The 12,812-nt window shown below is 66.5% G+C and carries 12 protein-coding genes; all 12 read left to right on the top strand.

Annotated features, from left to right (window positions below; translation table 11 throughout):
• Positions 1-119: 119 nt before the first annotated feature.
• The 12 genes from PA01_15025 (at position 120) to PA01_14970 (ending at position 12,811) form a co-directional block, all read left to right on the top strand.
• Entirely contained in the window at positions 120-1,250 is a 1,131-nt protein-coding gene (locus tag PA01_15025) for a PAS domain-containing sensor histidine kinase (protein ID KON80375.2), read from the top strand.
• Complete coding sequence (locus tag PA01_15020; GenBank protein ID KON79785.1) at positions 1,225-1,857, top strand: response regulator transcription factor; 633 nt, start codon at positions 1,225-1,227, stop codon at positions 1,855-1,857. Before PA01_15025 ends, PA01_15020 begins: the two co-directional genes overlap by 26 nt.
• A 348-nt stretch (positions 1,858-2,205) precedes the next feature.
• Entirely contained in the window at positions 2,206-3,207 is a 1,002-nt protein-coding gene (paaA, locus tag PA01_15015) for a 1,2-phenylacetyl-CoA epoxidase subunit A (GenBank protein KON79784.1), read from the top strand.
• Positions 3,208-3,352: 145 nt separating this feature from the next.
• Positions 3,353-3,634 (top strand): 1,2-phenylacetyl-CoA epoxidase subunit B, encoded by a 282-nt coding sequence (gene paaB / locus PA01_15010; GenBank protein KON79783.1) that lies wholly within the window; start codon positions 3,353-3,355, stop codon positions 3,632-3,634.
• Between the two features lie 21 nt (positions 3,635-3,655).
• The gene (paaC, locus tag PA01_15005; GenBank protein KON79782.1) at positions 3,656-4,411 is read left to right on the top strand and encodes a phenylacetate-CoA oxygenase subunit PaaC; all 756 of its coding nucleotides are present in this window, start codon (positions 3,656-3,658) and stop codon (positions 4,409-4,411) included.
• 22 nt (positions 4,412-4,433) lie between these two features.
• Complete coding sequence (gene paaJ / locus PA01_15000; GenBank protein KON79781.1) at positions 4,434-4,967, top strand: phenylacetate-CoA oxygenase subunit PaaJ; 534 nt, start codon at positions 4,434-4,436, stop codon at positions 4,965-4,967.
• Positions 4,968-4,992: 25 nt separating this feature from the next.
• Positions 4,993-6,069, top strand: coding sequence for a phenylacetate-CoA oxygenase/reductase subunit PaaK (paaK, locus tag PA01_14995; protein ID KON79780.1), 1,077 nt, complete (start codon positions 4,993-4,995; stop codon positions 6,067-6,069).
• 186 nt (positions 6,070-6,255) lie between these two features.
• Positions 6,256-7,917, top strand: coding sequence for a phenylacetic acid degradation protein PaaN (gene paaN / locus PA01_14990; GenBank protein KON79779.1), 1,662 nt, complete (start codon positions 6,256-6,258; stop codon positions 7,915-7,917).
• Positions 7,918-8,019: 102 nt separating this feature from the next.
• Complete coding sequence (gene paaF / locus PA01_14985) at positions 8,020-9,339, top strand: phenylacetate--CoA ligase (GenBank protein KON79778.1); 1,320 nt, start codon at positions 8,020-8,022, stop codon at positions 9,337-9,339.
• A 12-nt stretch (positions 9,340-9,351) separates the two neighbouring features.
• Positions 9,352-10,557 (top strand): 3-oxoadipyl-CoA thiolase, encoded by a 1,206-nt coding sequence (gene pcaF / locus PA01_14980; protein KON79777.1) that lies wholly within the window; start codon positions 9,352-9,354, stop codon positions 10,555-10,557.
• A gap of 107 nt (positions 10,558-10,664) precedes the next feature.
• A complete protein-coding gene (locus PA01_14975) occupies positions 10,665-11,813 on the top strand; it encodes an ABC transporter substrate-binding protein (GenBank protein ID KON79776.1) in 1,149 nt (382 codons plus the stop codon).
• A gap of 122 nt (positions 11,814-11,935) precedes the next feature.
• Positions 11,936-12,811, top strand: a complete 876-nt coding sequence (locus PA01_14970) for a branched-chain amino acid ABC transporter permease (protein ID KON79775.1) — start codon at positions 11,936-11,938, stop codon at positions 12,809-12,811.
• Position 12,812: the final 1 nt, after the last annotated feature.

Below are 12,812 nucleotides of genomic sequence, written 5' to 3'. Positions count from 1 at the left end.
CTCCCGCGCAGCCCGCAGGTGAAGATCCCGCACAGCGCGGGCGCGGTTCAGGCTTTGGACGTCGTTCGGATTCGAAACGCATCCATTGACGTCGATCGGCAGGAATGTTTCGATAGCTCATGGCCCCACCCGCATGTCCCGCCGACCCTGCCGGTCCGCAACCCGAACGCCCGGAAATCGAATTCCACGACATTCCCTTCCAGGGGATCATCGAGCAGTCGCTGGCGGGCGTGTATCTGGTTTTCGACGAGCGGTTCCAGTATGTGAACTCGACCTTCGCCGAAATGTTCGGCTACACGCAGAAGGAGTTCGTCGGGACGTCGATCCGGGACTTCGTTCTCCCGGATTTCGTCGGGGAAGCGATGGAGAACTACCGGCTTCGCGTTTATGGGGGTGTGCCGTCGATTCGCTATTTCACGCGGTGTCGGCACCGGGATGGTCATGTGGTGCATATCGACGTGCACGGTTCACGGGTCGACTATCGGGGGCAGCCAGCCCTGGCGGGAGTCGTGATCGACGTCAGCGACCGCGTCCGGCGAGACCTGGATCTGCACCGGTCGCGACGGCGGCTCAGAGAGCTGGCCTCTTACCTCAACAGCTCGCGCGAGGAGTTGCGTGGACAGCTGGCGCGCGAAGTGCACGATGTCCTCGGTGGCATGCTCAGCTCCATCAAGCTCGACGTCTTCCGCATCCAGCGGCGCACCACCGATCCTGCCTTGGCGGAGATTCGCGAGATCACGGAAGAACTCCTCCCGCTGATCCAGGACACGATCGACACCGCCCGGCAGATTTCGGATGAGTTGCGGCCGCGCATGCTGGATACGCTCGGGCTTGTCGCCGCGATCCGCAGCGAGCTCGACGCCTTCGGCCGGCGCAACGAGATCCTCGTCGGCTTCACGCTGGAGGGGGACGACCCCGAGCTGTCCGCCGAGACGGCCACGCAATGCTTCCGCGTGTTCCAGGAGGCCTTGACGAATATCGGGCGGCACGCGCAGGCGGAAACGGTCGAGGTGCGGGTGCGCAACCGCGATGGCCGTTTCGAGATGCAGGTTCGCGACGACGGGAAGGGCATCGATCGGCCTTCGATGCGGGAAGGGTCGATCGGGATGTTGAGCATGGCCGAACGCGCACGCAGCATCGGCGGCTCCTTGTACGTTCATGCACGCGCCGGCGGGGGAACGGTCGTGCTGCTCGCAGTGCCGGGTTATATGGGGCGACGAAGCAATGATCGAACTGCTGATCGTCGATGACCATACGATCTTCCGTTCCGGCCTGAGGCGCATGCTCTCGGACGAAGCGGACCTGCACGTCGCGGACGAGGCGAGCGACGGCGCGAGTGCGCTGGCGAAGATCCGCGCGGGCAAGTTCGACGTCGTGCTCATGGACATCAACATGGCCGGACGCAGCGGTCTAGACACCCTCGAGTCGATCCGTGCCGAGCGCCCGGACCTGCCGGTCATCATGCTGTCGATGTACCCGGAGGAGCAGTACGCCGTGCTCGCATTGCGCGCCCGCGCGAACGCCTACCTGTCCAAGGACGTGGAGCCGCAGGAGCTGATGGCCGCGATCCGGCACGTCGTCGGCGGAGGGCGCTACGTGTCGCCGCGCAGTGCCGCGAATCTGCTGATGCAGATGGATCGAACGCGCGAAGGCGCGCCGCACGAGAAGCTCACGGCACGCGAGATGCAGGTAATGATGAAGATCGTGCGCGGCATGTCGCTGACCGACGTCGGCGTGCAGATGTGCCTGTCGGTCAAGACGGTGAGCACCTACCGCAACCGCATCCTCGAGAAGCTCGGCCTCGCGAGCAACGCCGAGCTGGTGCAGTACGCGATGCGCAACGGGCTGCTGGATTGATTTAACCCGCCGCCTCGTCTTCCCCGGTCGCCCGCGCCGCGGGCCGACAATAATCTTGTGACATGATCCGGAATTGATCGATATGTCGGAATGCCATGTATCGCAAGGCTTTCCGGATTGCCTCATTCTTCCTGCAGCATAAGGGCTTGGAGATCTACCGTCTCCCCGGTGTCCGCAATCAGAAAATTCCTACAAGAGGTCGAGAACACGCCGACAGTCCGACCCGGTCCGCTCCCCTAGGATTCGATCCAACGCGCGCTTGTCATGAATCACTAATGATTGACGACGCGCAAAGAAACGTATCACGTCTGATGACGGATGCACGAATCCGAAGAGAGGAGGAACAACATGTACGCCCAGATGGTGGATACAGGGGTGAAGCGGGTGCAGGGGCTCGACGAGATGTCGGCCGAGGAGCGCGCGTTCCAGGAAAAGATCGACGCCGGCATCAAGATCGAGGCGAAGGACTGGATGCCCGAGGGCTACCGCCGCACGCTGATCCGCCAGATCTCGCAGCACGCGCACTCCGAGATCGTCGGCCAGCTGCCCGAAGGCAACTGGGTGACGCGCGCGCCGACCCTGAAGCGCAAGGCGATCCTGCTGGCGAAGATCCAGGACGAGGCCGGCCACGGGCTGTACCTCTACAGCGCGGCCGAGACGCTCGGCGTGACGCGCGACCAGGTCTACGCCGACCTGCTGTCGGGCAAGGTGAAATATTCCAGCATCTTCAATTACCCGACGACCAACTGGGCCGACATCGGCACCGTCGGCTGGCTCGTCGACGGCGCGGCGATCATGAACCAGATCCCGCTGTGCCGCTGCTCCTACGGCCCGTATTCGCGGGCGATGGTGCGCGTGTGCAAGGAGGAATCCTTCCACCAGCGCCAGGGCTACGACCTCGTGATGACGATGGCGCGCGGCACGCCGGAGCAGAAGCAGATGGCGCAGGACGCGCTGAACCGCTGGTGGTGGCCGGCGCTGATGATGTTCGGGCCCCCGGACAGCGACTCGGTGCATAGCGCGCAGTCGATGCAGTGGAAGATCAAGATCCTGTCGAACGACGAGCTGCGCCAGAAGTTCGTCGACCAGACTGTGCCGCAGGCCGAATACCTGGGCCTGACGGTGCCCGATCCCGAACTGAAGTGGAACGAGGACACCGGCCACTATGACTTCGGCGAGATCGACTGGGAGGAATTCCGCCAAGTCGTCGCCGGCAACGGTCCATGCAACCGCGACCGCCTGCGCACCCGCGTGAAGGCCTGGGACGACGGCGCGTGGTTCCGCGACGCGCTGCTCGCCCACGCCGAAAAGAAATCGGAAAGACAAGTCGCGACCGCGAAGGCCGCCTGACATCAACGCCGCAGCCGCATACCCCGTTCGCCCTGAGCTTGTCGAAGGGCAGGGCTTCGACAGGCTTGTCCTGAGCCAGTCGAAGGGCTCAGCCCGAACGGCTTTGCGTTGCCGGGCGAATAACGACATCGAGAGGAGAAGAGAAATGAAGGAATGGGCCCTTTGGGAAGTGTTCATCCGCAGCCAGCACGGCCTTGCCCACAAGCACGTCGGCAGCCTGCACGCGCCGGATGCCGAGATGGCGATCAACAACGCCCGCGACGTCTACACGCGCCGCAACGAAGGGCTGTCGATCTGGGTGGTGCCCGCGTCCGAAGTGACCGCGAGCAGCCCCGCGGACAAGGAAGCCTTGTTCGAGCCGGCGAACAACAAGATCTACCGCCACCCGACCTTCTTCCCGGTGCCGGAAGAAGTGAAGCACATGTGATGACGGGATCCGGAGACAGACATGCTGCTCGATGACAAGTCCGTTTATCTGATGCGCCTCGGCGACAACGCGCTGGTGCTGTCGCAGCGCCTTTCCGAGTGGTGCGGCAAGGGCCCCGCCTTCGAGGAGGACATGGCGCTGACCAACATCGCGCTCGACCTGATCGGCCAGGCGCGAATGTGGTTGTCCTATGCCGGCGAGGTCGAAGGGCGCCGCCGCGACGAGGACATGCTGGCCTTCCGCCGCGACTCGCACGAGTTCACCAACCTGCTGCTGGTCGAGCAGCCGAACGGCGATTACGCCCACACGCTGGTGCGCCAGTTCTTCTTCGACGTGTGGCATCAGCTCGTGCTCGAAGCGCTGACCCGCTCGGCCGATGACCGCATCGCGGACATCGCGTCGAAGGCGATCAAGGAAGTCGCCTACCACCTGCGCCGCAGCAGCGACCTGGTGGTCCGCCTGGGCGACGGCAGCGCCGAGAGCCGCCGCCGCATGCAGGAAGCGGTGGATGAGCTGTGGATGTTCACGGGCGAGATGTTCAACGCCGACGAGACCGAGGAGCTGCTTGGCGCGCAGGGGCTGGCGTGCGATCCCTCGACGCTGAAGGACGCGTGGCTCGCGATCGTGCGCGAAGTCTTTGCCGAGGCGACGCTCGAGCTGCCGGAAAGCGAATGGATGCAGAAGGGCGGCAAGCAGGGCCGGCACGGGGAGCACCTGGGCCTGCTGCTCGCGGAGATGCAGTTCCTGCAGCGCGCCTATCCCGGCGCGAGCTGGTGACAACGTGGTAAGTGAGGCAGCGATGGTCGACGTGCGCGAACGCAGCGAGAGGGTGTGGGGCTTGCTCGCCGATGTGCCCGATCCCGAAATCCCGGCCATTTCCATCGTCGATCTGGGGATCGTGAGGGAGGTGAACTGGCACGACGAGCCGGCCGGAGCAGTGTGCGAGGTGGTGATCACGCCGACCTATTCGGGATGTCCGGCGACGGAAGTGATCGGCCGCTCCATCGAGGAGGCGCTTCGCGAGCGGGGCGTGGAACGTGTGCGGCTGCAAAGCCGTATCGCCCCCGCCTGGACCACGGACTGGCTGAGCAGCGAGGGGCGCCGGAAGTTGAGCGAATACGGAATCGCGCCGCCGGCTCGCCGCGCCGACGGACGCCAGGTGATCAACATCACCGGGCTGCGCCGCCGCCCGGTCGAAGACGCGCCCCTCGCGTGTCCGCACTGCGGCTCCGCGAACACCGCGCCGATCAGCCGTCATGGTTCGACCCCGTGCAAGGCGCTCCATCGCTGCCTCGACTGCCTCGAGCCGTTCGACTACTTCAAGTGCCACTGAGAAAGGCACACCAAAGGAGCAAGAGATGAGCAAGTTCCATGATATGCGGGTCGCCAGCGTGCGCCCCGAGACCCGCGACGCGATCGTCGTCACCTTCGACGTGCCGCCCTCGCTCGCCGAGGCGTTCCACTACGCCCCCGGCCAGCACCTGACGCTGCGCACCGACATCGGCGGCGAGGACGTGCGCCGGTCGTACTCGATCTGTTCCGGCGCCGACGAGCGCGCGCTGCGCATCGCGATCAAGCGCGTGCATGGCGGCCTGTTCTCGAACTGGGCGAACGACTTCCTGAAGGCCGGCGTGAGCGTCGAAGTGATGCCGCCGTCGGGCCATTTCGGCGTCGCGCCGGATCCGCAGCATCGCCGCAGCTACGTCGCGTTCGCCGCAGGCAGCGGCATCACGCCGATCCTGTCGCTGATCACGACGATCCTCGCCGCCGAGCCGGGCAGCCGCTTCACGCTGGTGTACGGCAACCGCTCGTCGTCGAGCGTGATGTTCCGCGAAGAGCTGGCGGACCTGAAGGACCAGTACGGCGAGCGCCTCAACCTCGTGCACATGCTGTCGCGCGAGCAGCAGGACATCGACCTCTTCAACGGCCGCATCGACCGCGAGCGCTGCGACGCGCTGCTCGAGCGCTGGATCGACCCAAAGCGCATCGACATGGCCTTCATCTGCGGTCCGATGGACATGATGGAAGCCGTGTCGGCGTCGCTGCAGGCGCACGGCGTGGAGAAGTCGGCAATCAAGATGGAGCTCTTCGCGACCAGCCTGCCGAAGGGTCCGCGCCCGGCGCATTCGCATCCGGTCAAGGGGACGGAGGACTGCGAAGTCACCGTGATCCAGGACGGCCGCGTGCGTCAATTCACGATGCCGAAGAACCGCGACTCGGTGCTCGACGCGGGCCTCGCGCAGGGCATCGAGATGCCTTACTCGTGCAAGGGGGGCGTCTGTTCGACCTGTCGCTGCAAACTAATCGACGGCGAGGTCGACCACGACACCAACTTCGCGCTCGAGGACTACGAGATCGCGCGCGGCTTCCGCCTGTCGTGCCAGAGCTATCCGGTCACGGACAAGCTGGTCCTGGATTTCGATCAGGAAACCTGAGCCCTTACACGTGCATCACCGGCAGCGGTCCGGAAGAGGCCGCGCCGGCCACGAATCAAACCGGCGATCCACTTCACCACCGTTCGCCCTGAGCCTGTCGAAGGGCGAGGCTCGGCGGGGCTTCGACAAGCTCAGCCCGAACGGTCTTTGGTTGTCCAGTCAATGAACCCGAGAGAGAGAATCGAAATGACCCACCCGATGTTTGCGCGCCATCAGGCGATGCTCGACCGCGCCGTCCAGGCCGTCGCCGATCGCGGCTACTGGAGCCCGTTCTCCGAAATGCCGAGCCCGAAAGTGTATGGCGAGACCGCGATGGCCGACGGCCGCGCAGCGTTCGACGCCTATTGCGGCACCGATTTCGAACTCGACCAGCCCGGCTGCACCGGCACCGCGGGCAGCGAGCGCTCGCCCTACGGCGTGCCGATGAACATCCGCTATCCGCGCTGCAGCGGCGAGGCGCTGATCGAAGCGTCGCAGGCCGCGCGCGACTCGCTGCAGGCGCTCGGCCCGCAGGGACGCACCGGCGCGCTGCTCGAAGCGCTCGTGCGCCTCAACCGGCGCAGCGTCGAGATCGCCCACGCCGTGATGTTCACGACCGGCCAAGGCTGGATGATGGCCTTCCAGGCGGGCGCCGCGCATGCGCAGGACCGCGCGCTCGAAGCCGTCGCCTACGCCTGGCGCGAGATGTCGGCGATTCCCGCCGAGGCGCACTGGGAAAAGCCGCAGGGCAAGAACCCGGCGCTGGTGATGAAGAAGCGCTACGAGATCGTCGGCCGCGGCGTCGCACTCGTCATCGGCTGCGGCACGTTCCCGACGTGGAACACCTATCCGGGCCTTTTCGCCGCGCTCGCGACCGGCAACCCGGTGATCGTCAAGCCGCACCGCAACGCGATCCTGCCCGCGGCGATCACCGTGCGCGTGCTGCGGGAAGTGCTCGCCGAGGCCGGCGCGGATCCCAACGCGGTGCTGCTCGCCGTCGATGACTCGCGCGAACTGACGCGCTTCCTCGCGACGCACAAGGCAGTGAAGTCGATCGACTTCACCGGCAGCAACAGCTTCGGCAACTGGCTGATCGAGAACTGCCGCCAGGCGCAGGTGTATGCCGAGCTCGCCGGCGTCAACAACGTCGTCATCGAATCGACCGACGACTACAAGGGCATGCTGCGCAACCTCGCCTTCACGCTGTCGCTGTATTCGGGCCAGATGTGCACGACGACGCAGGCGATCCTCGTGCCGGCCGGCGGTATCGACACCGACCAGGGCCACAAGAGCTTCGACGACGTCGCGGCGGACCTCGGCCGGTCGATCGACAAGCTGCTCGCTGATCCGGCCGTCGCTGCGGCGGTGCTCGGCTGCATCCAGTCGTTCGACACGCTCGGCCGCCTCGACGAGGCGGCGAGCTGGGGCGAAGTGGTGCTCGCGTCGAAGCCGGTCGCGCACCCCGAATTCCCCGAAGCGACGGTCCGCACGCCCGTGCTGCTGAAGTGCGACGCGGCCGACGAGGCCGCCTACATGGAAGAGCGCTTCGGCCCGATCGCCTTCGTCGTGCGCACCGCCGACGCCGCGGCGGCGCTTGCGCTGTCGGAGCGCATCACGACCGAACATGGCGCGCTGACCGTGGGCGCATACAGCAGCAAGCCGGAATTCGTGCAGCAGGTCGTCGCGGCGACGCAGCGCGCGGGCGTCGCGCTGTCGCTGAATCTGACGGGCGCGGTCTATGTGAACCAGTCGGCGGCGTACTCGGACTACCACGGCACCGGCGCCAATCCGTCGGCCAACGCGAGCTATTCGGACAGCGCCTTCGTCGCGAACCGCTTCCGCGTCATCCAGCATCGCTTCCCCGCGTAAGCGACAACAAAACCACGACATACCCAGCAGACAGGACGGCGAAGCGGACCCGGACAGGAAGATCCGCCGCCGTTCCAACCCCACAGAGAGAGGAGTACTGGAATGAACGCACGCATGGAACATGGCATCGGGTTCGACCCGATCGAGACGGCCAGCCGCGACGAACTGCGCGCGCTGCAGCTCGAGCGCCTGAAGAAGACGGTGCAGCACGCCTACGACAACGTCCCGCACTATCGCCGCAGCTTCGAGGCGGCCGGCGTCCATCCGTCGGACCTGAAGACGCTGGAGGACTTGTCCAAATTCCCCTTCACCGTGAAGAAGGACTTCCGCGACAACTACCCGTTCGGCCTCTTCGCCGTGCCGCGCGAGGAAGTGGTGCGCGTGCATGCTTCCAGCGGCACGACCGGTAAGCCGACCGTCGTCGGCTACACGCAGAACGACATCGACAACTGGGCCAACCTCGTCGCGCGCTCGATCTACGCCGCCGGCGGGCGCAAGGGCGACGTCGTGCATATCTCGTACGGCTACGGCCTCTTTACCGGCGGCATGGGCGCGCACTACGGGGCCGAGCGCCTCGGCTGCACCGTCGTGCCGATGTCGGGCGGCCAGACCGAGCGCCAGGTCCAGCTGATCCAGGACTTCAAGCCGAAGGTCATCATGGTGACGCCGTCCTACATGCTCAACATTCTCGAGCAGTTCGTGCGCCAGGGCCTTGACCCGGCCGAGTCGTCGCTGAAGATCGGCATCTTCGGCGCCGAGCCCTGGACCGAGGCGATGCGCCACGAGATCGAGGCGCGCGCCGGCATCGACGCGGTCGACATCTACGGCCTGTCCGAAGTGATGGGGCCGGGCGTCGCCAGCGAGTGCATCGAAACCAAGGACGGCCCGGTGATCTGGGAAGACCACTTCTACCCCGAGATCATCGACCCCGAGACCGGCGAAGTGTTGCCCGACGGCGAGGAAGGCGAGCTCGTCTTCACGTCGCTGTCGAAGGAAGCGCTGCCGGTGATCCGATACCGCACGCGCGACTTCACGCGCCTGCTGCCGCCGAGCTCGCGCTCGATGCGCCGCATCGGCAAGATCACCGGCCGTTCGGACGACATGCTGATCATCCGCGGCGTGAACGTGTTCCCGAGCCAGATCGAGGAGCTGATCCTGAAGCAGAAGGAGCTGTCGCCGCACTACCAGATCGAGCTCACGCGCGACGGCCATATGGACAAGATGGAAGTCGTCGTCGAGCTCTCGACCGAAGCGGCCGACCTCGGCCCGCTGCGCCAGCAGGAGATCGCCAAGCTGCTCCAGCACAACATCAAGTCCTACATCGGCATCAGCACGAAGACGACGATGGCGCAGCCCGGCTCGCTCTTCCGCTCGGTCGGCAAGGCCAAGCGCCTGATCGACAAGCGCAACGTCGCGGCCTGAGGAGGGGAGACGATGAACAACGCCTATATCTGCGACGCCATCCGCACCCCGTTCGGCCGCTACGGCGGCACCCTGTCGGCGGTGCGCGCCGACGACCTCGCGGCGTTGCCAATCCGCGCGCTCGTCGAGCGCAACCCCGGAGTCGACTGGGCCGCGGTCGATGACGTGATCTACGGCTGCGCGAACCAGGCCGGCGAGGACAACCGCAACGTCGCGCGCATGGCGGCGCTGCTCGCGGGGCTGCCGCAGGACGTCCCTGGCACGACGCTGAACCGCCTGTGCGGTTCCAGCCTCGATGCGGTCGGCATGGCCGCGCGGGCGATCAAGGCCGGCGAAGCGGACCTGATGATCGCCGGCGGCGTCGAGAGCATGAGCCGCGCCCCGTTCGTGATGGGCAAGGCCGACACGGCGTTTTCGCGCTCTGCTGCGATCGAGGACACCACGATCGGCTGGCGCTTCGTGAATCCCGTGATGAAGGCGAAGTACGGCATCGACTCGATGCCCGAGACCGCGGAGAACGTCGCGCAGGAATTCGGCATCAGCCGCGCCGACCAGGATGCGCTCGCGCTGCGCTCGCAGCAGCGCTGGGCGGCCGCGAACGAGGCGGGCCTCTTTGCGAGCGAGATCGTGCCGGTGGCGATCCCGCAGAAGAAGGGCGAGCCGAAGCTCTTCACGACGGACGAGCATCCGCGCACCGATACGACGCCGGAGACGCTCGCGAAGCTGAAAGGCGTGGTGCGTCCCGACGGAAGCGTCACGGCCGGTAACGCCTCGGGCGTGAATGACGGCGCGTGCGCGGTGCTGCTCGCGTCCGAAGCCGCGGTCGATCGCTACCGCCTGAAGCCGCGCGGGCGCGTCGTCGCGATGGCGGCGGCAGGCCTCGCGCCGCGCATCATGGGTTTCGGCCCGTCGCCCGCGTCGAAGAAGGTGCTCGCGAAAGCGGGCCTGACGCTCGCCGACATGGACGTCATCGAGCTCAACGAGGCGTTCGCCGCGCAGGCGCTGGCGGTCACCCGCGACCTCGGCCTGCCCGACGATGCCGCGCACGTGAACCCGAACGGCGGCGCGATCGCGATGGGACACCCGCTCGGCGCCTCCGGCGCACGCCTGGTCACCACGGCGTTGAACCAGCTCGAACGCACCGGCGGCCGCTACGCGCTGTGCACGATGTGCATCGGCGTAGGGCAGGGCATCGCGCTCGTCATCGAGCGCGTGTGAGGCGCCAGAGCGCCTGACACGACTCCCGTTCGCCCCTCGACCGGCTCGGGGCGAACGGGAGGTATCTGATTGCCACTGGATAAGAAAGAAACCGAAGGAGACTCCCAATGGAAAAGCGCACTTTCATCAAGTTCACCCTCGCCGCGGCGGCCTGCGCGGCCCTCGGCACGGCCTACGCCGCCGACCCGATCCGCATTGGCGCAGTGCTATCGGTCACCGGCCCGGCCGCCTACCTCGGCGACCCGGAGCTGAAGACCCTTCAGATGTACGTCGAGATGCTCAACAAGAACGGCGGCGTGCTGGGCCGTCCGCTCGAGCTCGTGCATTACGACGACGGCAGCGAGTCGGGGAAGGCGAACGGCTTCGCGAAGCGTCTGATCGAGAACGACAAGGTCGACCTGATCATCGGCGGCACGACGAGCGGGGCGACGATGGCGATGGCACCGCTGGTCGACCGCGCACAGGTGCCGTTCATCTCGCTCGCCGGCGCGGTCGTGATCGTCGAGCCGACGAAGAAGTGGATGTTCAAGACGCCGCACACCGACCGCATGGCGGCCGAGCGGGTCTTCGACGACATGAAGAAGGCGGGCCTGACGAAGGTCGCGCTGCTGTCCGAGAACAGCGGCTTCGGCCAGTCGGGGCGCAAGGAAGCGCAGGCCGTCGCGGCGAAGTACGGCATCACGCTGGTCGCCGACGAGACCTACGGTCCCAAGGACACGGACATGACGGCGCAGCTCACGAAGATCAAGGGCGCGTCCGGCGTGCAGGCGGTCTTCGTGTTCGGCCTCGGCCAGGGGCCGGCGGTCGTGACGAAGAATTTCGCGCAGCTGGGCATCAAGCTGCCGCTGTACCAGTCGCATGGCGTCGCGTCCGACGAATACATCCGGCTCGCCGGCGCCGCCGCCGAAGGCGTGCGCCTGCCGTCGCCGGCGCTGCCGATCGCGGCCAAGCTGCCGGCCAACGATCCGCAGAAGAAGGTCGTCAGCGACTACGCGAAATCCTTCGCCGAGCGCTGGAAGTCCGAGCCTTCGACCTTTGGCGGTTATGCCTACGACGGCCTGATGCTCGCCGCCGATGCGATCGGCCGCGCCGGTTCCACCGACAAGGCCAAGGTGCGCGACGCGCTCGAGGCGACGACGAACTTCGTCGCGACGAGCGGGGCCTTCAACATGTCCGCGTCGGACCACATGGGCCTGAGCCTCTCGGCCTTCCGCATCCTCGAGATCCGCAACGGTGACTGGACGCTGCTGAACTAAGCGCCGCGACTCCCCACGGCGTTCGCTTCGGCGGCCGCCTCCCGCTGCCTGTGCATCGACACGCCCCGGGCTTTCCCGGGCGGCGGGAACCCGTTCGTCCCGAATTCCGAAGGAGGCATCCCGTGCTGTCCGAACTGCTGCAGTTCCTCTTCTCCGGCCTCACCGTCGGCGCGATGTACGCGCTGGCCGCGGTCGGTTTTTCCCTGATCTACAGCGCCTCGGGCGTGATCAACTTCGCGCAGGGCGAGTTCATCATGCTCGGCGGCATGTCCGCGGCGCTGCTCGTGCAGGCGGGCGTCCCGCTGCCACTGGCGATCGCGCTCGCGGTGCTGGTCGCCGCGGCGGCCGGGCTGATCGTCGAGAAGCTCGCGATCGAGCCGGCTGGCAATTCCGAAGTCGTCACGCTGGTCATCATCACGATCGGCGCATCGCTGACGCTGCGCGGGCTCGCCGAAGTGTTCCTCGGCAAGGGCAACCACGCGCTGCCGGCGTTCTCGGGCGAGGAACCGATCGCGATCCTCGGCGCGACGCTGATGCCGCAGAGCCTGTGGGTGATGGGCGTGACGCTCGTCATGGTCGTAGCACTCGCGCTCTTCTTCGGCCGCACGAGGCTCGGCAAGGCGGTGCTCGCGACCTCGTGCAACAAGCTCGCCGCGCAGCTCGTCGGCGTGAACACCCGCTTCATCCTGCTGCTCGCGTTCGGCCTGTCGGGGGCGCTCGGCGCGCTGGGCGGCATCCTCGTCGCGCCGATGACCTACACCAGCTACGACGTCGGCATCATGATGGGCCTCAAGGGCTTCGTCGCGGCGACCCTCGGCGGGCTGGGCAGCGGCGTCGGCGCGATCGTCGGCGGCCTGTTGCTGGGCGTCGTCGAGGCGATGACCGCCGGCTACATCTCGTCCGCCTACAAGGACGCGATGCCCTTCGTGCTGATCCTTCTCATCCTCTTCTTCCTGCCGCAGGGCCTGTTCGGGAAGAAGACCACCGACCGGGTATGAC

The sequence above is a fragment of the Azoarcus sp. PA01 genome (assembly GCA_001274695.2).
Classification (GTDB): domain Bacteria; phylum Pseudomonadota; class Gammaproteobacteria; order Burkholderiales; family Rhodocyclaceae; genus Aromatoleum.
Note: the sequence above shows the minus strand (reverse complement) of the source record. Positions and strands in the feature narration are given on the sequence as shown.